This is a genomic window from Cupriavidus necator (genome assembly GCF_016127575.1).
Classification (GTDB): Bacteria; Pseudomonadota; Gammaproteobacteria; order Burkholderiales; family Burkholderiaceae; genus Cupriavidus; species Cupriavidus necator_D.
The window spans coordinates 2,968,886-2,990,091 of record NZ_CP066018.1; the positions used below are offsets into that span (position 1 = coordinate 2,968,886).

Genomic DNA, 21,206 nt, shown 5'->3' on the forward strand with positions numbered 1-21,206 from the left:
AGCCAGCCCGCGCGGCGCGTGGCGAATAAAGACCGCGAGGTCGGGGCGGCGGCGGCCGGAGGGGGGCTGCATTTTGCTACAATCGCCGCCATGAGTTATCAAGTTCTAGCGCGCAAATGGCGCCCCAGGGATTTCACCACGCTGGTCGGCCAGGAGCACGTGGTCCGCGCGCTCACGCACGCGCTGGAACAGCAGCGGCTGCACCATGCCTACCTGTTCACCGGCACGCGCGGGGTCGGCAAGACCACGCTGTCGCGGATCCTGGCCAAGGCCCTGAACTGCACCGGCCCTGACGGCAACGGCGGCATCACCGCCCAGCCGTGCGGGCAGTGCAAGGCCTGCCAGGAGATCGACAGCGGCCGCTTCGTCGACTACATCGAGATGGACGCCGCCTCCAACCGCGGCGTCGACGAGATGGCGCAGCTGCTGGACAAGGCGGTCTACGCCCCGACCTCCGGGCGCTTCAAGGTCTACATGATCGACGAAGTGCATATGCTCACCAACCACGCCTTCAACGCCATGCTGAAGACGCTGGAAGAGCCGCCCGGGCACGTCAAGTTCATTCTCGCCACCACCGATCCGCAGAAGATTCCGGTCACGGTGCTGTCGCGCTGCCTGCAGTTCAACCTCAAGCAGATGCCGCCGGGGCATATCGTCTCGCACCTGGACCATATTCTGGCGCAGGAAGGCATCGGCCACGACGGCAATGCGCTGCGCCTGCTGGCCCAGGCCGCGCACGGCTCGATGCGCGATGCGCTGTCGCTGACCGACCAGGCCATCGCCTACAGCGCGGGCCAGGTCTCGGAAGACGCGGTGCGCGGCATGCTGGGCGCGATCGACCAGGGCTACCTGGTGCAGTTGCTCGATGCGCTGGCCGCCGAGGACGGCGCCGCCATGCTGGCGATTGCCGATGCCATGGCCGACCGCAGCCTGTCGTTTGCCGGCGCGCTGCAGGACCTGGGCTCGCTGCTGCACAAGGTGGCGCTGGCGCAGGCCGTGCCGGCCTCGGTGCAGGACGAATGGCCCGAAGCCGATGAGGTGCGGCGCCTGGCCGGGGTGTTCGACGCGCAGGAAGTGCAGCTGTTCTACCAGATCGCCAACCTCGGCCGCAGCGAGCTGGCGCTCGCGCCGGACGAGTACGCCGGCTTCACCATGACGCTGCTGCGCATGCTGGCGTTCCGGCCGTCGTCTGAACCCACTACGGCGCAAGGGCAGGGCGGTGGTGCCGCGCCTGCGCGCCAGCGTGGTGCCGAAGCCGCGCAAACCGTTGATACCCGCCATGCGACGGCTGTGGCCAATGCCGCCGAACAGGCCAAGGCCGGTGCTGCGGCGGCCCCGGTCCCTGCCCCTATGCCCGCACGGGCGGTCCAGCCCGTGGCAGTGGCTGAACCCGCTGCCGCACCTGCCGCTGTCCCTGCATCCCCTGAAGCTGCGCCGGCACGGCCGGCCGCTGGCGCCGGCAACGGGGCCATGTCGCCCGCCGCCGCCGCGCTGGCGGCCGCCCGCCAGGCTTCCGCTGCCCGTGGGGGCGGCCGCAAGGCGCCGCCGCCGGCCATGGCGCCAGCGCCGGCTGCCGCGCAGCGCCCGCCGGCCCAACCCTTGCGCGCGCCCGGCGCGGCAGCCGTGAGTCGGCCGCCGGCACCGGTTGCGAAGGCGCCCATGCAGTCGCCGGCAGCGCCGGCACGGCCCGCCGCGCGCCAGGCGGAGCCGGAATCCGTGCCGCCCTGGGAGCTGGCGGGTGGCAGCGATGTGCCGCCGTGGGAAGAGCTGCCGCCTGACCTGCCGGTCATCGGCCCCTATGACAGCGATCCTGGCTACCGCGACAACGGTTTCAACGAACCGGCAGCGCGTGCCGCCGGGCCGCGCCGGGCGCCCGCGCGCGAGGCCGAGCCGGCGCGCGAGACCGCTCCGGTGCAGCCAGCCGCGGCGCCGGCAGAGTCCGCCAAGTTCGTCGCCCCGCGCCCGCCAGCAGCGGGCGAGGATGGCACCCCGCCGGCCTTCACCGGCGAATGGCCGGTGCTGGCCGCCGGCCTGCCCTTGAAGGGCCTGGCGCAGCAGCTGGCCTACCAGAGCGAACTGACCCAGGTGGTCGGACGTACCTTCCACCTGCGCATCCCGGTCGCGGCCCTGGGCGAGAACGGCGTGTCCGAGCGGCTGCAGCAGGCGCTGTGCGACCACTTCGGCGAGCCGGTGCGCGTGGTCTGCGAAGTCGGCGGGGTTTCCATCACGGCCGCGGCCGCCGATGCCGAGGCGCGCGCCGAGCGCCAGCGCCAAGCCGAGGCCGTGATCGAGGCCGATCCCTTTGTCCAGGGCCTGCTGCGCGATTTTGGCGGCCAGATCGTGCCGGGCTCGATCCAGCCGCGCGCCGCCTGATCCGCGGCCTGCGTTTGCTTTACCGAACTTACTTCACCGAATTTCTTACCGAATCCAGGAGCATTCCATCATGATGAAAGGTCAACTCGCCGGGCTGATGAAGCAAGCCCAGCAGATGCAGGAAAACATGAAGAAGATGCAGGAGCAGCTGGCCCAGATCGAGGTCGAGGGCCAGTCCGGCGCCGGTCTCGTCAAGGTGGTCATGACCTGCAAGAACGACGTCAAGCGCGTCACCATCGACCCCAGCCTGCTGGCCGAGGGCGAAGACAAGGACCTGCTGGAAGACCTGGTCGCCGCCGCCTTCAATGACGCCGTGCGCAAGGCCGAAGCCACCTCGCAGGAAAAGATGGGCTCGATGACCTCGGGCCTGCCGCTGCCCCCGGGCTTCAAGCTGCCGTTCTGAACGCCACTGTGAAGGCATCGTCCCCGACCTCGCTGCAGGCACTGGTCGAAGCGCTGCGGGTGCTGCCCGGCGTCGGGCCCAAGTCCGCCCAGCGCATGGCCTACCACCTGCTGCAGCACGACCGCGAGGGCGCGCGCAAGCTGGGCGATGCGCTGCGCGGCGCGGCGGACCATATCCGCCATTGCCAGCGCTGCAATACCTTCACCGAGCAGGAGATCTGCGAGACCTGCCTGGACGACCGCCGCGACGCCTCGGTGCTGTGCGTGGTGGAAACCCCGGCCGACCAGGTCATGATCGAGCAGACCCTGACCTACCGCGGCAAGTACTTCGTGCTGATGGGCCGGCTCTCGCCGCTGGACGGCATCGGCCCGCGCGAGATCCATCTTGACCGGCTGCTCGCGCGCGCCACCGAGCCCGAGCTGGGCGGCCCGGTCGGCGAAGTCATCGTCGCCACCAACTTCACCAGCGAAGGCGAGGCCACCGCGCACTACATCGGCGAAATGCTCAAGGCGCGCGGCCTCAAGGTGTCGCGCCTGGCGCGCGGCGTGCCGGTGGGCGGCGAGCTGGAGTACGTCGATGCCGGCACCATCGCGCGTGCGGTGATGGACCGCCGCAACCTCTGAGCACGATCGCGCGGGGCCGATTGCCCGCGCGCCGGTCACCGCGTTCTTCCGCCTTCTTCAGTCGCCTGCCTCTCCCATGAACCTGGCCCGCTTCGATCTCGTCACGCTTGGCTTGTTCGTCGCCGTGGCCCGGCAGGGCAGCATCTCGGCCGGCGCGCGCCAGTCGCACCTGGCCGTGGCCGCCGCCAGCAAGCGCATCTCCGACCTGGAAACCGCGGTCGGCGCGCCGCTGTTCTTCCGCCATGCCGCCGGCGTGCAGCTGACCGAGGCCGGCCAGGCCTGCTTCCACCATGCGCTGACCATCCTGCAGGACGTCGAACGCATGGCCGGCGTGATGTCGGACTACGCCTCGGGCGTGCGCGGGCAGGTGCGGGTGTGCGCCAACACCTCGGCGATCACGCAGTTCCTGCCCGACGACCTGGCGTCGTTCATGCAGCGTCATCCCACCATCCGCATCGAGCTGGAAGAGCAGAACAGCCGCGATATCGTCGCCGCGCTGGTCGAGAACCGCGCCGACGTGGGCATCTTTGCCGACCGCACCCCCGCGGCCGGGCTGATGACGATCGAGTACCGGCAGGACGAGCTGGTCATCATCACGCCGCCCAACCATCCGCTGGCCGCGCGCGGCCCGGTGCACTATGCCGATACGCTGGAATTCGACTTCGTCAGCCTGCCGCAGGAAACCTCGCTGGCCGCGCGCCTGCTCGAGGAGAGCAGCCGGCTCGACCGGCCGTTCCGGCTGCGCATCCAGGTGCGCAGCTTCGATGCCATGTGCCGCATGGTGATGGCCGGTCTGGGCGTGGGCGTGCTGCCGCGCATCGCTGCCGAGCCGCACGTCAAGTCGATGGGGCTGTCGCTGGTGTCGCTGCAAGACGCCTGGGCGCGCCGCTCGCTGCTGATCGGGCTGCGCGACCCGGCCGGGCTGACAGTCTCGGCCCGTCTGCTGATCACCCACCTGTGCGGGGACCGGGCGCCGTTCTGACGCGCCCGCGCTGAGCGGCTCCGCAGCCTTTCGCGTTCCGAGAAAGCCCGCTTCTCCGATTGCCGATTCCTGGCAGGCCCCCTGCTGGGGCACACTCCGTTCGAACGCAATGTATGACAAGCCAGTCATTGGGCTTGCCGCACTGCAACAAGACACCGCATCGCACGGAGACACCCCATGGCGCAACAGATCCTCGAGGGCATTCGCGTCCTCGAACTCGGACAACTCATCGCCGGCCCCTTTGCCGCCAAGACCCTGGCCGACTTTGGCGCCCACATCATCAAGGTGGAGCCGCCGGGGCAGGGCGACCCGCTGCGCAAATGGCGCATGCTGCATGAAGGCACCTCGGTCTGGTGGGAGGCGCAGTCGCGCAACAAGGAGTCGATCTGCATCGACCTGCGCCAGCCGGAAGGCCAGGCACTGGTGCGCAAGCTGGCCGCCGAGGCCGACGTGCTGATCGAGAACTTCCGCCCCGGCACCATGGAGAAGTGGGGCCTGGGCTGGGACGTGCTGCATGCCGACAACCCGCGCCTGATCATGCTGCGCGTGTCGGGCTATGGCCAGACCGGGCCGAAGAAGGATGAGCCCGGCTTTGCCGCGGTGGCCGAAGCCATGGCCGGCCTGCGCCACCTGACCGGCGAGCCCGGCCGCGCGCCGGTGCGCGCCGGCCTGTCGCTGGGCGACACCATCGCCGGCCTGCACGGCGCCATGGGCGTGCTGCTGGCGCTGTACCAGCGCGACGCGCGCGGCGGCGAAGGCCAGGTCATCGACGTGGCGCTGTACGAGTCGCTGTTCAACCTGAGCGAAAGTCTGCTGCCGGAATACTCGGCTTTTGGCGCGGTGCGGCAGCCCGCCGGCGGCGCGCTGCCGGGGATCGCGCCGTCCAACGCGTACCCCTGTGCCAGCGGCGAATACGTGCTGGTGGCGGCCAATGGCGACGCCATCTTCAAGCGCATGATGCTGGCCATCGGCCGGCCCGACCTGGCCGACGATCCGTCGCTGGCGCAGAACGATGGCCGCGTGAAGCGCGTCGACGAGATCGATGCCGCCATCGCCGACTGGACCCGCACGCAGACGGTGGACTCGGCGCTGGCCCTGCTGCGCGACGCGCAGGTGCCGTCGGGCCGCATCTATACCGTCAAGGACATTGCCGAAGACCCGCACTACCGCGCCCGCGGCGTGATCGAGTCGGTGACCTCGGCCGGCGGACTCACGGTGGAAGTGCCGGGCGTGGTGCCCAAGCTGTCGGCCAGCCCCGGCGAGATCCATGACCGCGCGCCGACGCTCGGCGAGCATACCGATACGGTGCTGAAGCAGGCAGGCTTCGACGACGCCGCCATCGCCGACCTGCGTGCGCGCAAGGTGATCGCATGAGCGCCGCCACCAAACTGAGCGGTCCCGCCCGCGTCGAGATCAACGAAGTCGCGCCGCGCGACGGCCTGCAGATCGAGCCGGTGGTGGTGCCGACCGATGCCAAGGTCGCCTTTCTCGACGCGCTGTCGGCCTGCGGCTTTGCCCGCATCGAAGCCACCTCGTTCACCTCGGCCCGCGCCATCCCGGCGCTGGCCGACGCCGAGGCACTGATGCACCGCATGCGGCGCCACCCGGGCGTTCGCTACACCGCGCTGGTGCCCAATCTGCGCGGGCTGGAGCGTGCGCTGTCGTGCCGGCCGGACGAGGTCAACCTGGTGATGTCGGCCAGCGAGACCCACAACCGCGCCAACCTGCGCATGACGCGCGAGCAGTCGCAAGCGCAATTGCTGGCGATGATCGAGGCGGCGCGCGGCGCCGGAGTGCCGGTCAATATTTCGCTGTCGACCGTGTTCGGCTGTCCCTTCGAGGGCGAGGTCGACAGCGCCGCGGTGATGGCACTGGCCACCCGCTTCGCCGAGGCCGGCGCGGACGGCATCACGCTGTGCGACACCACCGGCATGGCCTACCCGGACCAGGTCGCGGCGCTGTGCGAGGCCTTCCAGGCCGCGCTGCCCGATACCGGCCTGACCATCCACCTGCACAACACCCGCGGCATGGGCCTGGCCAATGCCCTGGCTGCCTGGCAGACCGGCGTGACGCGCTTCGACGCGGCCGCCGGCGGCCTGGGTGGCTGCCCTTACGCCCCCGGTGCCAGTGGCAACGTCAGCACCGAAGACCTGGTCCACATGTTCGACTGCATGGGCGTCAAGACCGGCGTCGACCTGGGCGCGCTGCTCGAGGTGGTGGCCGGCATGCCGGCGCTGGTCGGGCGCGACCTCCACAGCCAGCTGCTGAGCGCCGGCCCGCGCCTGCGCACGCACCAGCCGCCGGCCTGGATGGCGGAGCATTTCGCCGGGCAGGCATAGCCGGCACCCAGACAAGAACAACACATCCAACAGATAACGGAGACCCTCATGAAGCAAGCCCTTCAACGCAAGTCCGCCATGCCCGCACGGCGCAAGGCCGTAGCCGCCACGCTGGCGGCACTCGGTGCGGCATGGTTCGCGCCCGTCGCCCTGGCGCAGGACGGTACCTATCCCGCCCGTCCGGTGACGCTGGTGGTATCGGCCGCGGCCGGTGGCACCACCGACATCGCGGCGCGCATGATTGCGGAACCGCTGTCCAAGGCGCTCGGCCAGCCGGTGGTGGTGGACAACCGTCCCGGCGGCAACGGCAGCATCGCCGCGCAACTGGTGGCGCGGGCCAAGCCGGACGGCTACACGCTGATGCTGCAGTACTCGGGCTTCCACGTGATCACGCCGCTGCTGGTCAAGAACCTGTCGTGGGACCCGGTCAAGGACTTTGCGCCGGTGGCCAACATCCTGTCGGCGCCGCAGGTGCTGGTGGTGCGCCCGAGCCTGCCGGTCAAGTCGCTGAAGGAACTGGTGGCCTACGCCAAGGCCAATCCGGACAAGCTCAACTACGCCTCGTCGGGCAACGGCTCGCTGCAGCACGTCTCGACCGAGCTGCTGAACCAGATGGCCGGCACGAAAATCACGCACGTGCCCTACAAGGGTACCGGTCCGGCCATGACCGACCTGCTGGGCGGCTCGGTGGACCTGACCATCACCACGCCGCCGCCGCTGATGGCCCATATCGCCGCCGGCAAGCTGCGTCCGCTGGTGGTGACCAGCAAGACCCGCCTGCCCAGCCTGAAGGACGTGCCGTCGGCGCCCGAGGCCGGCTACCCCGACCTGGACGTGTCGTCGTGGTTCGCGATGTACGCACCGGCAGGCACGCCCAAGCCGGTGATCGACAAGCTGACTGGCGAAATCGACAAGATCATGCGCACCGAAGCCTTCCGCAAGAAGGCCGAGGACCTGGGCGCCGAGGCCAAGTACATGAACCCGCAGCAGCTGGGTCAGTACCAGAAGGCGGAACTCGCGCGCTGGGGCAAGGTGATCAAGTCCGCCGACATCCACGCGGAATGATGGCGCGGGCTGCGGCAAGGTGATCGAAAGGTAAGGGCGTTATGCTGGCGGGTTTGCTAGGTGTTGATACCGATGCGGTGCATCGCACCGTCCGGTAGCATCGCAATTTGCCGCACCGCGGCGCGCCCCCTTCGAGCGCATGTCGCCGCAGCGCCAGTCCACACGGGTAGGAGATCTCGCATGTATAACAAGAAATTCTGGAAGCAATTCCTGATCGCGCTGGCGCTGTTCCTGGCCGGCTGGTTCACCTTCGGCCAGGCGCAGGCACAGGGCAAGCCCGAGAAGACCAAGGTCACCATCGCGGTGGGCGGCAAGAACCTGTTCTATTACCTGCCGCTGACCATTGCCGAGCGCCTCGGCTACTTCAAGGAAGAAGGGCTGGACGTCGAGATCGTCGACTTCGCCGGCGGTGCCAAGGCGCTGCAGGCCGTGGTGGGCGGCAGCGCCGACGTGGTCTCGGGCGCCTACGAGCACACCATCAACCTGCAGGCCAAGGGCCAGCGCTACCAGGAATTCGTGCTGCAGGGCCGCGCCCCGCAGATCGTGCTGGTGGTGTCGAACAAGACCATGCCCAACTTCAAGTCGATCGCCGACCTGAAGGGCAAGAAGATCGGCGTGACCGCGCCGGGTTCGTCGACCAACATGATGGCCAACTTCGTGCTGGCCAAGTCCGGGCTGAAGCCTTCGGACGTGTCGTTCATCGGCGTGGGCGCCAGCGCCGGTGCGGTGGCAGCGATGCGCTCGGGCCAGATCGATGCGATGGCCAACCTGGACCCGGTGATCTCGATGCTGACGCAGAAGAACGAAGTGCGCATCGCCTCGGACACCCGCACGCTCAAGGACACCCAGGCCGTGTTCGGCGGCAACATGCCGTCGGGCTGCCTGTATGCGTCGCAGGCGTTTATCCAGCAGAACCCCAACACCACGCAGGCGCTGACCAATGCCATGGTGCGCGCGCTCAAGTGGCTGCAGAAGGCGGGCCCGTCGGACATCGTCAAGACTGTGCCGGAAAGCTACCTGCTGGGTGACCGCGCGCTGTACCTGGCCGCGTGGGAAAAGGTCAAGGAAGCGATCTCGCCGGACGGCACCATGCCGGCCGACGGCCCGCGCACCGCGTTCAACGCGCTGAGCCAGTTCGACGCCGAGCTCAAGGGCAAGCCGGTCAAGCTGGAAGAGACCTACACCAACGCCTTCGTGCAGAAGGCCAACGCCAAGTACAAGTAAGACCCTCGCCGTCGATGCCATCGGCCCGCTGTCCGCAGCGGGCCTTTGCTTTGAATCCTTGACGGCCAATCCATCATCACCCGCCCGCGCCGCGCCCCCCGGCGCCGCCACGGCGGGACCGAGACGGTTCACCATGAGCACTCCCGCACTTTCCCTCGACAAGGTCACCTGCACTTTTGTCTCGCGCGATGACCGCAGCCAGCGCTATACCGCGGTCCAGGACGTCACGCTGTCGATCCAGCCCGGCGAATTCGTCTCCGTGGTCGGCCCCACCGGCTGCGGCAAATCCACGCTGCTCAACGTCGGCGCCGGCCTGCTGGAACCCTCCAGCGGCGAGATTCGCGTGTTCGGCGAGCCCCTGCGCGGCATCAACCGCCGCGCCGGCTATATGTTCCAGACCGAGGCGCTGATGCCCTGGCGCAGCGCGCTGGACAACGTCGTCGCCGGCCTGGAGTTCCGCGGCGTGGCGCGCGCCGAGGCCGTGCAGCAGGGCGAGGAATGGCTGCGCCGCGTGGGCCTGGGCGGCTTTGGCGACCGCTATCCGCACCAGCTCTCGGGCGGCATGCGCAAGCGTGTTGCGCTGGCGCAGACGCTGGTGCTGGACCCGGACATCATCCTGATGGACGAACCGTTCTCGGCGCTGGATATCCAGACCCGCCAGCTGATGGAGAACGAGGTGCTGGAGCTGTGGGCCGCCAAGCGCAAGGCCGTGCTCTTCATCACCCACGACCTGGACGAGGCCATTGCCATGAGCGACCGTGTGGTGGTGCTGTCGGCCGGCCCCGGCACACACCCGATCGGCGAGTTCGAGATCGACCTGCCGCGCCCGCGCGACGTGGCCGAGATCCGCAACCATCCGCGTTTTGTCGAGCTGCACGCCGCGATCTGGGACGTGCTGCGCGAGGAAGTGCTCAAGGGCTACGCCCAGCAGCGCAAGGTGGCGTGAGCCCTCCAACCTAACAAGACCTGAATCCCGATGGCATTCCGTACTGATTCCAAGGGCATGTTGCGCGTCTGGCAGCTGCTCGTCCTGGTGGTGATCCTCGGCGTGTGGCATATGGCCACGCGCTCGCAGCAGGTTGCCTTTTTCTTCGGCGAACCGCTGATGGTGGCGCAGCGCATCTGGAGCTGGTTTATCGTCGAGCGCGATATCTACCTGCACCTGGGCGTGACGCTGATCGAAACCGTGCTGGCCTTCGGCATCGGCACGGTGGCGGGGCTGGGCGTGGGCCTGTGGCTGGCGCTGAGCCCGATGACCTCGGCCATCCTCGACCCCTACGTCAAGGCCATGAACTCGATGCCGCGCGTGATCCTGGCACCGATCTTCGCGGTCTGGTTCGGCCTGGGCATCTGGTCGAAGGTGGCGCTGGCGGTGACGCTGGTGTTCTTCATCGTCTTCTTCAACGTCTACCAGGGCGTCAAGGAAGTGAGCCCGGTGGTGCTGGCCAACGCGCGCATGCTGGGCGCCAACCAGAAGCAGCTGCTGCGCCATGTCTACCTGCCCAGCGCCACCAGCTGGGTGTTCTCGTCGCTGCATACCTCGGTGGGCCTGGCCTTCGTGGGCGCGGTGGTGGGCGAATACCTGGGCTCGGCGCGCGGCGTGGGCTACCTGATCCTGCAGGCCGAAGGCACCTTCGACATCAATACCGTGTTTGCCGGCATCGTGGTGCTGACGGCGTTTGCGCTGGTGCTGGACTGGATGGTCGGCATGGGTGAGAAGCGGCTGATGAAGTGGCAGCCGAAGAGCGGGGAGACGGAGAAGCTTTGATGCAGGACTTGCCGGTAAGCGTTGCTGGCCGGCGGTTTGCCCCCTCTCCCGCTTGCGGGAGAGGGGGCGCCCAAGCGGTCAAGAGCAAGTCTCGGGTTTGTGGCCGGCAGCGCTGAAGTTTACAGACACCGTTAGCCCGCCTCCGGGCGTATCCGCAAGCTCCACCGCTGCACCATGCAGCCGCGCGATCTCGCGCACGATCGACAGCCCCAGCCCGGTCCCTTCCACGGACTGTCCGCTCTCGCCGCGATAGAAGCGCCGGAACACCGCATCGCGCTCTGCCGGAGCAATGCCGGGGCCGTTGTCGATCACCTGCAGCCGCGGCACGCCGCCGTGCAGCGCCACGCGCACCGTGACCACCGCACCGCGCCCCGCATAGCGGATCGCGTTGTCGATCAGATTGCCCGTCAGCTCCTGCAGCAGCTCCGCCTGCCCGGCGACCTCCACCGACCCTTCCTGCTCGAAGCCCAGGTCGACCTCGCTGCCACGCGCCACCGGCGCCCAGTCCAGTGCCACGCCTTGCGCCAGCGCATCGAGCCGCAGCGGCCCGAGCGTGGGCATATAGCCCGCATCAGGCTCCAGCCGCGACAGCGACAGCAGCTGCTGTACCCCCTTGGAGGCATGGCGCACGGTGCCGTGCAGCAGCCGCATATGCTCGCGCACGCGTTCAGCGTCGCGCTCGCGCAGCGCCAGCTCGGACTGCGCCTGGATGATCGCCAGCGGCGTCTTGAGCTGGTGCGCAGCATCGGCAAAGAAGCGCTTGCGCGCCTGCACCATGCCGTGGAGCCGGTCCATGTACTGGTTCAGCGCCTGCACCAGCGGCTTCATCTCGGCGGGCAGGTCCTTCTGCTCGATCGGGTCGAGCTGCGTGCCGCGTCGCGCCACCGTGTCGGAGAGCCGGTTCAGCGGCCGCAGCCCGCGCCGCACGCCGAGCCAGACGATGCCCAGCGCCAGCGTCACCAGCATCAGCTCCTGCAGCAGCGAGCCGATCAGGATGTCGCGCGCCAGCAGCTGGCGCGGCTCGATGGTTTCGCCCACCAGCACCCACACCAGGCGCGTGCGTGCCGAGCCCACGTCGTGCACCGGCAGCGCCTGGGCCGCCATGCGCAGCGGGTGCTCGCGGAAGACAGTGTCGTAGAACTCGGTGCGGTACAGCCGCAGCGGCGCCTCGGCCGGCATCGGCAGGTCGTCGTAGCCGGTCACGGTTGCGCCGTCCTCGTCGCGGATGCGGTAGAAGATGCGCGGGCCGGCTTGGTCGTCGAAGAGTTCCAGCGCGAGGTTTGGCACGTCGACCTGGAGCCGCCCCTCGCGCAGGCGGATGCCTTCGCGCATTGCGCGCAGCGACGCCTCCAGCGTGCGGTCGAAGGCGATATGCGCGGCAGACATGGCGCGCTCATAGGTCAGCCACGCATCGAAGGCGAGCAGGGCCATCAGCGGCAGCAGCAGCCATAGCGACAGCTGCAGGCGCAGGCTGGGCGCCTGTCGTGGAAGCCTCATGCCGCCGGCCGCGCTTCGAGCAGATAGCCCAGCCCGCGCAGCGTGACGATGGCCACGCCGCTGCCGTCGAGCTTCTTGCGCAGCCGGTGCACGTAGATCTCGATTGCATCCGGGTTGACCGATTCGTCGATGCCGAAGATCTTCTCCGACAGCGCCGCCTTGTTCACCGCGCGCCCATCGCGCAGCAGCAGCACCTCGAGCACGGCGCGTTCGCGCCCGGTCAGCGGCAGCAGCTCGCCGTGCAGCAGGACGGCACGGCTGACGCTGTCGTAGTGCAGCGGGCCGCAGGCGATCTGCGTGCTCTCATGCCCGTGGGCACGGCGGATCAGCGCGCGGGCGCGCGCTTCCAGTTCGGACAGGTCGAAGGGCTTGGCCAGGTAGTCGTCGGCGCCCAGGTCCAGGCCGCGCACGCGGTCTTCGACCGAGCCGTGCGCGGTCAGGATCAGCACCGGCAGCGGGTTGCGGCGCTGGCGCAGGCGGCGCAGCACTTCCAGGCCGTCCAGTCCGGGCAGGCCCAGGTCCAGGATCAGCAGCGCGTAGTCCTGCGTGCTGAGCAGGTTGTCGGCGCTGCGGCCGTCGTGCATGCAGTCGACCGTGAAGCCGGCCTGGCCCAGGGCCTGGCTCAGGGAATTGGCCAGCATCACGTTGTCTTCGGCAAGCAGGATACGCATGGGGCAGGGCAGTCAGGCGGCAATACGGAAATCCGGCCGGAACGGCCGAGGCCAGACAGATACAGGGAAGTGCGCCGGCTTAGAAGCTAGGGAAACCCCCAATCCCGCAGCGGCGCCGTGCCCGCGAAAAGCCTGCATTCCGAAAGCGAACTGAAAGTGCGCGTCCCCTACCATCCGGCCGGCTAATGATTCACACAACAAGCACAAGCAAGGAGATAGCATGAAGCGTAGGGCAATGGCATTCGCAGCGATGGGTCTGGCTGCGGCCGGATCGGCATCCGCCCAATCGAGCGTGACCATGTATGGCCTGGTGGACGCCGGCATCGAATATGTCAGCCACGCGGGTCCGGACGGCTCGGCGGTCAAGCTGACCTCGGGCGGCAAGAACACCTCGCGCTGGGGCATCCGCGGCAGCGAAGACCTGGGCGGCGGCCTGAAGGCGATCTTCGCCCTGGAAAGCGGCATCGCCATCGACACCGGCAGGCTGGACACCGACAACACGCTGTTCGATCGCCGTGCCACGGTGGGCCTGGCAAGCCGCTACGGCCAGGTGGTGCTGGGCCGCACCTTTACCACGACCTACGACTTCATGCTGCCGTTCGACCCGATGGGCTACGCGCCGGCCTATTCGTGGGCTACTTCGTCGACCGCCACCGGCGGCCGCAAGGACGGCCTGTTCTCGCGCGCCTCGAACGCGGTCCGCTATGACGGCAGCTTCGGCGGCCTGAAGCTGGGCGCCACCGTGGCCATGGGCGAGGTGGCGGGGGACTTCAAGAGCTCGTCCAAGTACGCGCTGGGGGTGGGCTACAGCGCCGGCAAGTTTGCCGCGGCCGCCACCTGGGACCGCCAGAACGGCGCCGGCAGCAGCACCACGCCGGCCGACAGCACCGACTACATCCAGGGCATCCATGCCGGCGCCAGCTATGACTTCGGCGACCTGAAGCTGTTTGCCGGCTACCGCAACTACAAGCGCACCTTCACCACCGGCGCGGCGACGGACCGCAGCGACATGTACTGGGGCGGCGCCAGCTATGACTTCACGCCGGCCTTCACGCTGTACGGCGCGGTCTACAAGCAGAACATCAAGGGCGGCAACAACGCCGACCCGATCCTGTTCTCGCTGCGCGGCCAGTACGCGCTGTCCAAGCGCACGCTGGCCTACCTGTCGGTGGGCTATGCCGATGCGCGCAACGGGCAGAACGTCAGCGTCTCGCGCGACCTGGTCGGCTTCGCCAACAACCAGACCGGCGTCATGGCCGGCCTGCAGCACCGCTTCTGAGGAAGGGGCGGCCTGAATGGCCTGAATGGCCGGAATGGCCTCATCGGCCTGTTGGGAACTGCCGGCCGCCTGGCGCATGGGTGTGCGCCATCGAGGGCGGCTGGCAGCTTGAGGCGCGTTGCCTCAGCCGGGCGCAGGGCGTAGCCGCACGCCTTGCGCCCTTCTTTTACCGGCGGGCAGGGCGCGCCGCCGGCGTGCGTGCCGCTCAGGGCACGATCACGATCTTGCCGGTGACCTTGCGCGCTTCCATGTCCTTGAGCGCCTGCGGAGCCTGCTCCAGCGGATAGCGCGCCGAGATATGCGGGCGGATCTTGCCTTCCTTCATCCAGCCCAGCATCTGCGCCATATTGGCCTGGTTGGCCTTGGGCTCGCGCCGCACGAAGTCGCCCCAGAACACGCCCACCAGCGAGGCGCCCTTGAGCAGCGCCAGGTTCAGCGGCAGCTTGGGGATCTCGCCGTTGGCAAAACCCACTACCAGGTAGCGGCCGCGCCAGCCGATCGAACGGAAGGCCGGTTCGGCATAGATGCCGCCCACCGGGTCATAGATCACGTCCGGACCCTTGCCGTCGGTCAGCGCCTTGATGCGTTCGCGCAGGTCCTCGGTGCTGTAGTTGATCAGCGCGTCGGCGCCGTGCTCCTTGCACACCGCCAGCTTCTCGTCGGTCGAGGCGGCGGCGATCACGCGCGCGCCGATGGCCTTGCCGATCTCGATCGCCGCCAGGCCCACGCCGCCGGCCGCGCCCAGCACCAGCATGGTCTGGCCGGCCTTCAGCTCGCCCCGGTCGATGACCGCGTGGTGTGAGGTGCCGTAGGTCAGCGTGAACGCCGCCGCGGTCTCGAAGTCGATGCCGGGCGGCATCGGCACCACTGACGCCGCAGGCGCCTTGGCCTGGCTGGCGAACGCGCCGTTGCCCAGGTAGGCGATCACCTTGTCGCCGGGCTTGACGTGGGTGACGCCTTCGCCGACCGCATTGACCACGCCGGCCAGCTCCGAGCCCGGGCTGAACGGCAGGGCAGGCTTGGCCTGGTATTTGTTCTGGATGATGAGCACATCCGGGAAGTTGACGGCGGCCGCCTTGACGTCGATGACCACTTCGCCCTTGGCCGGCACCAGGTCAGGCAGGGTTTCGATGGTCAGCGAATCGGGCGGGCCCCAGGCTTTGCACAGTACGGCTTTCATCTTGTCTCCGGTGATGTTGGTGGCATTTCACGCCAGTCAAGCTTATGCGGGCGGGCAGGGCAAGTGTAGCGTAGAAATAGCACGGTCGTTCTGTTCCATGTCCAAGCTATGGAGGTGGTTATTTGCGGCCTGCATACAGCGCCAGAAACGTGCTTTCAGGGCGGCGCAGGGGCCGCTTGCGCGCGCGCGCTCAGGTACAATCGCGCCATGCATATCCTTCTCGCCAACGACGACGGTTATCTCGCGCCGGGACTGGCCGTTTTGCATGCCGCGCTCGCGCCGCTGGGCCGGATCACGGTCATCGCGCCGGAGCAGAACCATAGCGGTGCCTCCAACTCCCTGACCCTGCAGCGGCCGCTGTCGATCTACGAAGCGCGCGAAGGCGTGCAAAAAGGTTTTCGCTTCGTCAACGGAACACCGACCGACTGCGTGCATATCGCGCTGACGGGCCTGCTGGAAGAGAAACCCGACCTGGTGGTGTCCGGCATCAACCAGGGACAGAACATGGGCGAAGACGTGCTGTACTCCGGCACCGTCGCCGCCGCCATCGAGGGCTACCTGCTGGGCATTCCGTCGGTCGCCTTCTCGCAGGTGGACAAGGGCTGGGAGCACCTGGACGCCGCGGCACGCGTGGCGCGCACCGTGGTGGAGCGCATCATCGGCACGCCGCCGGCCGAGCCGTTCCTGCTCAACGTCAATATCCCGAACCTGCCGTTCGAACATATCAAGGGCTACCGTGCCACGCGCCTGGGCAAGCGCCATCCGTCGCAGCCGGTGATCACGCAGGTCAATCCGCGCGGCGACACCAACTACTGGATCGGCCCGGCGGGCGATGCGCGCGATGCCAGCGAGGGTACCGATTTCCATGCAGCTGCGGCGGGCTATGTCTCGCTCACGCCGTTGCAGCTCGACCTGACGCACCGCGGGCAGCTCGACGCGCTCGACCAGTGGTTGAAGTAGGCCACCGATCCGCAGTGTCGCGCCCCCGATGAGCACCACGCCCCCTCGCAACAAGTTTCCGCTGCCGCTCGATGCGGTAGTCGAGCGCAAGCCCGCACCGGCCCGCACCGCCGGCTTGCCTGCCGTGGGCACGCCGCGGCCGGCCGCGCCCACACCGGCGCCAGCCAAGCCGGCCAAGCCGCGCCTGCCGCGCACCGCCGCACCGGCGCCCGCGCCGGTGCCTGCAAGCGCGGTCGAGCAACGCGCCTCGGCGGCCACCGCGGGCGGCGGCGGCATGGCCTCGGCACGCGCGCGCGCGGCGCTGGCGGCGCGGCTGCGTGCCGCGGGCATCCGCGACGAGCGCGTGCTGTCGGCCATTGCCACCGTGCCGCGCCACCTGTTCGTCGAGCCGGGACTGGCATCGCAGGCGTATGAGGACGCCGCGCTGCCGATCGGCCACCAGCAGACCATTTCCAAGCCGTCGGTGGTGGCGCGCATGATCGAGCTGCTGCGCGAGGGCCTGGCCGCCGACGCGCCGCTGGAGCGCGTGCTCGAGATCGGCACCGGCTGCGGCTACCAGGCCGCGGTGCTGAGCCAGGTCGCGCGCGAGGTCTTCTCGATCGAGCGCATCCGCCCGCTGCACGAGCAGGCCAAGGCCAACCTGCGGCCGCTGCGCGTGCCCAACCTGCGCCTGCACTACGGCGACGGCATGCTGGGGCTGCCCCAGGCGGCGCCGTTTTCGGCCATCATCCTGGCCGCGGCCGGCATGGAGGTGCCCGAGGCGCTGCTGGAGCAGCTGGCCATCGGTGGGCGCCTGATCGCCCCGGTGGCGGTGATGCCGCCGGCGGGCGTGCCAGGCCAGACCGTCACGCAGCAGCTGTTGCTGATCGAGCGGCGCAACCGCCATCGATTTCACAGAACCGCGCTTGAAGCCGTTTTCTTTGTGCCCTTAAAATCGGGCACCATCTGAGTCGAACTATGCACAACATCGTGAAATCGCAATATTTCGCACGCGCCGGACAACTTTTTGCGGCCTCGGCGCTGACGGCCCTGCTGGCCGCCTGCGCCAATTCGCCGATGCCGGCACCTGTGGTTGACCGTACCTCCACTTCCGGTACCACGGCCGCGACGCTGGAACCGGCACCCCCCGGATACTATCGGGTCAAGCGAGGCGATACCCTTTACCGAATCGCGCTGGAGAACGGCCAGTCGTATCGCGATGTGGCAACGTGGAACAACCTGACCAATGTGAACCAGATCGAGGTCGGCCAGCTGCTGCGCATCGTGCCGCCGGGTGCCGACGTCAACACTGCGCCCGGCGTGGCCACCATGCCGGTGGCGCCGGGCACGGTGCAGGCGCAGCCGATCGACCAGGCCCGCCCGGCCGCCACGCCGGTGCCTCCGGCCGCGGCCGCTTCGGCGCCTGCGGCAACGCCCGCCGCGCCCGCCGCGGCCGCCGCGCCGGTCACCGATGGCTCGATGAAGCTGGCCTGGCCGGCAACCGGCCAGACGGTCGGGAAATTCGACGACAAGGGTAATAAAGGCATCGATATTGCGGGCAAGAAGGGCGATGCGGTGCTGGCCGCGGACGATGGTCGGGTGATTCACGTTGGCCCCTTGCGCGGCTACGGGAATCTTGTCATCATCAAACACAATGAGACATTTCTTACTGCTTACGGGCACAACGACAAGGTGCTCGTGGCTGAGCAATCCGCGGTCCGAAAAGGCCAGAAGATTGCGGAGATGGGCAACAGCGATACCGACCGGGTAAAGCTTCACTTCGAAGTCCGCAAGAACGGAAAACCGGTTGATCCGATGCGGTACCTGCCGCCACAGTGAGGGTTCATGCCACGCCAGAAAACTGTCTCCTCCGGAACCGTAAGCAGGGCTCGCCGTCCCAAGCAGCCGGAAGTGAAGGCTGGTGTGGCACATCCCGACGCGCGCGCCGATGCTGAAGGCTTCGAGCCTGATCTCGCCGCCGAACTGATTCCCGTGACCGACGAGCCCATCGCCACGTCCACTTCGGTGGGCCTGCGCGAGGCCGACCTGCTTGCCGACGACAGTGAGCGCATCGTGCGCGACGACGACGAGGACGAGTCGGAAGACGAGGAAGAAGAGAGCGCGGAAAATGGCACCGACAGTGCCGCCCCCGAGCATGATGATTTCCGCACCGTGCTGCATACCGAGCTGGCTGCGGACACCGTCCAGCACTACCTGAACCGCATCAGCATCAAGCCGCTGCTGTCGGCCCCGGAAGAGCTGCATTTCTCCACGCTGGCCAAGGACGGCGACTTTGCCGCGCGCCAGGTCATGATCGAGCGCAACCTGCGGCTGGTGGTCAGTATCGCCAAGGGCTACCTCAATCGCGGCGTGCCGCTGCTCGATCTGATCGAGGAAGGCAACCTGGGCCTGATGCACGCGATTGAAAAATTCGATCCGTCGCGCGGTTTCCGCTTCTCGACGTACGCGACCTGGTGGATCCGCCAGAGCATCGAGCGCGCCATCATGAACCAGGCGCGCACGGTCCGCCTGCCGGTCCACGTGATCCGCGAACTCAACCAGGTGCTGCGCGCCAAGCGCCATCTGGAGAAGGGCGGCACCGACGGGCGCGACGCCAGCCTTGAAGACATCGCCCACCTGCTGGGCAAGACGCCGGACGAAGTGCAGGACGTCCTGGCACTCAACGAACATACCACCTCGCTCGATACGCCGTTCGATCTCGATCCCGGCTCGAGCCTCCTGGATTTCCTCTCCGACGAGCACAACGCCGCCCCCGACCAGGAGGTGGCGCACCGCGAGCTGGAAGGGCTGATGAAGCTCTGGCTGGCGCGCCTGTCGGAAAAGCATCGCTATGTGGTGGAGCGCCGCTTCGGCCTCAACCATATCGAGCCCGCCACGCTGGAAGAGCTGGCCGAGGAAATGGGCCTCACGCGCGAGCGCGTGCGCCAGATCCAGCAGGAGGCGCTGGTCAAGCTCAAGCGGCATTTCGCTTCGCAAGGTGTCAGGAAGGACGCTGTTCTATGACCCCTGTGCTGGTATTCGACATCGAGACCATTCCCGATGTTGCCGGCCTGCGCCGTTTGCATGACCATCCCGATGCGATGAGCGACGCCGAAGTCGCCGAGCATGCGTTTGCCGCCCGCCGCGAAAAGACCGGCAGCGATTTTCTCCCGCACTACCTGCAGCGCATCGCCGCGATTTCCTGCGTGCTGCGCCGCACGCACCGCGACGGCTCGGCGGTGTTCCACGTCGGCTCGCTCGGCACGCCGGAAGACGGCGAGGCCACGCTGATCCAGAAGTTCTATGAACTGATCGCGCGCTACAGCCCGCAACTGGTTTCATGGAACGGCGGCGGCTTTGACCTGCCGGTGCTGCATTATCGCGGCCTGGTCAACGGCGTCACCGCGCCGCGCTACTGGGAGATGGGCGAGGGCCGCGACGACGACAGCCGCGACTTCAAGTGGAACAACTACATCAGCCGCTACCACATGCGGCACCTGGACCTGATGGACCTGCTGGCGATGTACCAGCCCCGCGCCAGCGCGCCGCTGGATGACCTGGCCAAGCTGTGCGGCTTCCCGGGCAAGCTGGGGATGGACGGCAGCAAGGTCTGGCAGGCGTTCCAGGCCGGCCAGCTCGACGAGATCCGCGCCTATTGCGAGACCGACGTCGTCAACACCTACCTGATGTACTGCCGCTTCCAGCTGATGCGCGGCGGCATGTCGCCGCGCGAGTTCGACATCGAGATGGAGTTCGTCCAGGAGTCATTGGCCGAACTGCCCGGCGAGCAGTGGATGGAATACCTGCAGGCATTCCGGCTGCAGCGTCTCACGCCCGAAGCCGAAGACCTCGACTGAGCACGGCGGCGACGCGCCGCCGACACGAATTCACAAATCCAGCGACAGCAGGATCGGCTGGTGGTCCGAGCTGGCCGTATCGGCATCGACCTCGCAGCGCCGGATCCGCCCGGCGAGATTCTCGGTCACGAACATGAAATCGCAGGCGAACGGCGGCTCCGGCCATTGCTCCTTGTCGTACAGGGCGCAGGTCGGCGCATGCGGCTGGCCTGGGTGTGTGTGCAGCCAGGCATCGCGCCAGGGCGGCGTGGCATCGTCAAAGGGCTCGAGCACACGGCGGTAGGCGATATCGTCAGGCTTGCTATTGAAGTCGCCGCACAGGACGGCCTCGGCCGGGCGCGGCTCCGGCGTGAACGGGCCCGGCCATTTCTCGCTGCGGCCGGGGCGGCGCGCATGGTCGCAGGCTTCGGCGTGCCAGGTGCGCAAGGCTTCGGCCTGGGCGGCGCGCTGGTGTGATGAGTAATACTCCAGGTGCGTGCAGATCACGCGCAGCCGCCGGGTGCTGACTTCGACCGAGGCTTCCAGCGCCACGCGCGGCATCGAGGCCACTTGCGGGTCCGCCGGCCAGGGCAGGGCGTGGCGGAAGACTTCGCGCACCGGCAGGCGCGTGGCGATGAGGTTGCCGAACTGCTTGCGTCCTCCGGTGGCGGTGCGCCGGTCGACACCAGGCGCGTAGAGCAGGTGGTAGCCGGGCAGCAGGGCAGTCAACTCCGTCACCTGGTCTTCCCCCGGGCTGCCGCGCAGTTCACCGAAGCCGCGCGTGACCTCCTGCAGGCAGATGACGTCGGCATCGGCAATGCCGCGCAAGGTGTCGACCTGCCGGCCCAGGTCGACATGCCCGTCGGCGCCGCGACCCCATTGGATATTCCAGGAAATCAGTTCCATTTGCCGTCTCCGTCACGTCGCCGGGAAGCAGCCGCCGATGCCGGCCCGGTCTGGCATACAATCCCGCTTTCACAAAACAATATGTCAGGTTTCGTCTGATGTCCCAAGCCGTGTCCTCCCC

At 68.2% G+C, this 21,206-nt stretch carries 20 protein-coding genes; 16 read left to right on the forward strand and 4 right to left on the reverse strand.

Annotation, left to right across the window (positions count from 1 at the left end; all coding sequences use genetic code 11):
• Window positions 1-90: 90 nt before the first annotated feature.
• The 10 genes from I6H87_RS13890 (at window position 91) to I6H87_RS13935 (ending at window position 10,777) form a co-directional block, all read left to right on the forward strand.
• Window positions 91-2,373 (forward strand): DNA polymerase III subunit gamma/tau, encoded by a 2,283-nt coding sequence (locus I6H87_RS13890; protein ID WP_041687440.1) that lies wholly within the window; start codon window positions 91-93, stop codon window positions 2,371-2,373.
• A gap of 70 nt (window positions 2,374-2,443) precedes the next feature.
• Window positions 2,444-2,776, forward strand: a complete 333-nt coding sequence (locus I6H87_RS13895; protein WP_010814258.1) for a YbaB/EbfC family nucleoid-associated protein — start codon at window positions 2,444-2,446, stop codon at window positions 2,774-2,776.
• Between the two features lie 8 nt (window positions 2,777-2,784).
• Window positions 2,785-3,399 carry a recombination mediator RecR gene (recR, locus tag I6H87_RS13900; RefSeq protein WP_010814257.1) on the forward strand — a complete coding sequence of 205 codons (615 nt, stop codon included), beginning with the start codon at window positions 2,785-2,787 and terminating at the stop codon, window positions 3,397-3,399.
• 76 nt (window positions 3,400-3,475) lie between these two features.
• A complete protein-coding gene (locus tag I6H87_RS13905) occupies window positions 3,476-4,381 on the forward strand; it encodes a LysR family transcriptional regulator (RefSeq protein ID WP_010814256.1) in 906 nt (301 codons plus the stop codon).
• Window positions 4,382-4,558: 177 nt separating this feature from the next.
• Window positions 4,559-5,755 carry a CaiB/BaiF CoA transferase family protein gene (locus I6H87_RS13910; protein WP_010814255.1) on the forward strand — a complete coding sequence of 399 codons (1,197 nt, stop codon included), beginning with the start codon at window positions 4,559-4,561 and terminating at the stop codon, window positions 5,753-5,755.
• Window positions 5,752-6,720 (forward strand): hydroxymethylglutaryl-CoA lyase, encoded by a 969-nt coding sequence (locus I6H87_RS13915; protein ID WP_010814254.1) that lies wholly within the window; start codon window positions 5,752-5,754, stop codon window positions 6,718-6,720. The genes I6H87_RS13910 and I6H87_RS13915 overlap by 4 nt, the downstream gene beginning before the upstream one ends.
• Window positions 6,721-6,768: 48 nt before the next feature.
• Window positions 6,769-7,785 carry a Bug family tripartite tricarboxylate transporter substrate binding protein gene (locus I6H87_RS13920; RefSeq protein WP_011615631.1) on the forward strand — a complete coding sequence of 339 codons (1,017 nt, stop codon included), beginning with the start codon at window positions 6,769-6,771 and terminating at the stop codon, window positions 7,783-7,785.
• A 180-nt stretch (window positions 7,786-7,965) separates the two neighbouring features.
• A complete protein-coding gene (locus I6H87_RS13925) occupies window positions 7,966-9,009 on the forward strand; it encodes an ABC transporter substrate-binding protein (RefSeq protein ID WP_010814252.1) in 1,044 nt (347 codons plus the stop codon).
• 133 nt (window positions 9,010-9,142) lie between these two features.
• On the forward strand, window positions 9,143-9,955 hold the full coding sequence (locus I6H87_RS13930) for an ABC transporter ATP-binding protein (protein ID WP_010814251.1): 813 nt from the start codon (window positions 9,143-9,145) through the stop codon (window positions 9,953-9,955).
• A gap of 30 nt (window positions 9,956-9,985) precedes the next feature.
• Entirely contained in the window at window positions 9,986-10,777 is a 792-nt protein-coding gene (locus I6H87_RS13935) for an ABC transporter permease (RefSeq protein ID WP_010814250.1), read from the forward strand.
• A gap of 78 nt (window positions 10,778-10,855) precedes the next feature.
• Here the strand turns inward: I6H87_RS13935 and I6H87_RS13940 are convergent, their stop codons facing one another.
• Both I6H87_RS13940 and I6H87_RS13945 read right to left on the reverse strand, forming a co-directional pair.
• Complete coding sequence (locus I6H87_RS13940; RefSeq protein ID WP_010814249.1) at window positions 10,856-12,274, reverse strand: sensor histidine kinase; 1,419 nt, start codon at window positions 12,272-12,274, stop codon at window positions 10,856-10,858.
• Window positions 12,271-12,945, reverse strand: a complete 675-nt coding sequence (locus I6H87_RS13945; protein WP_010814248.1) for a response regulator — start codon at window positions 12,943-12,945, stop codon at window positions 12,271-12,273. Before I6H87_RS13945 ends, I6H87_RS13940 begins: the two co-directional genes overlap by 4 nt.
• 220 nt (window positions 12,946-13,165) lie before the next feature.
• Between I6H87_RS13945 and I6H87_RS13950 the strand changes: the two genes are divergently transcribed.
• Window positions 13,166-14,224: a porin gene (locus I6H87_RS13950; RefSeq protein ID WP_037024946.1), complete on the forward strand. Its 1,059-nt coding sequence runs from the start codon at window positions 13,166-13,168 to the stop codon at window positions 14,222-14,224.
• A gap of 205 nt (window positions 14,225-14,429) precedes the next feature.
• On the opposite strand, the gene I6H87_RS13955 is transcribed toward I6H87_RS13950, so the two are convergent.
• Window positions 14,430-15,404 carry an NADPH:quinone oxidoreductase family protein gene (locus tag I6H87_RS13955; protein WP_010814246.1) on the reverse strand — a complete coding sequence of 325 codons (975 nt, stop codon included), beginning with the start codon at window positions 15,402-15,404 and terminating at the stop codon, window positions 14,430-14,432.
• Between the two features lie 207 nt (window positions 15,405-15,611).
• On the opposite strand from I6H87_RS13955, the gene surE reads away from it, so the two are divergent.
• Genes surE through I6H87_RS13980 form a run of 5 tightly spaced genes read left to right on the forward strand, consistent with a single transcriptional unit; the run spans window position 15,612 to window position 20,200 of the window.
• Window positions 15,612-16,364, forward strand: a complete 753-nt coding sequence (gene surE / locus I6H87_RS13960) for a 5'/3'-nucleotidase SurE (protein WP_010814245.1) — start codon at window positions 15,612-15,614, stop codon at window positions 16,362-16,364.
• A gap of 28 nt (window positions 16,365-16,392) precedes the next feature.
• A complete protein-coding gene (locus I6H87_RS13965; RefSeq protein ID WP_011615630.1) occupies window positions 16,393-17,313 on the forward strand; it encodes a protein-L-isoaspartate(D-aspartate) O-methyltransferase in 921 nt (306 codons plus the stop codon).
• Window positions 17,314-17,321: 8 nt separating this feature from the next.
• Window positions 17,322-18,182, forward strand: a complete 861-nt coding sequence (locus tag I6H87_RS13970) for a peptidoglycan DD-metalloendopeptidase family protein (RefSeq protein ID WP_058697189.1) — start codon at window positions 17,322-17,324, stop codon at window positions 18,180-18,182.
• A 6-nt stretch (window positions 18,183-18,188) separates the two neighbouring features.
• A complete protein-coding gene (rpoS, locus tag I6H87_RS13975; RefSeq protein WP_011615628.1) occupies window positions 18,189-19,367 on the forward strand; it encodes an RNA polymerase sigma factor RpoS in 1,179 nt (392 codons plus the stop codon).
• Entirely contained in the window at window positions 19,364-20,200 is an 837-nt protein-coding gene (locus I6H87_RS13980; protein WP_011615627.1) for a 3'-5' exonuclease, read from the forward strand. Before rpoS ends, I6H87_RS13980 begins: the two co-directional genes overlap by 4 nt.
• 30 nt (window positions 20,201-20,230) lie before the next feature.
• Here the strand turns inward: I6H87_RS13980 and I6H87_RS13985 are convergent, their stop codons facing one another.
• Window positions 20,231-21,085 carry an endonuclease/exonuclease/phosphatase family protein gene (locus I6H87_RS13985; protein WP_010809419.1) on the reverse strand — a complete coding sequence of 285 codons (855 nt, stop codon included), beginning with the start codon at window positions 21,083-21,085 and terminating at the stop codon, window positions 20,231-20,233.
• Window positions 21,086-21,206: the final 121 nt, after the last annotated feature.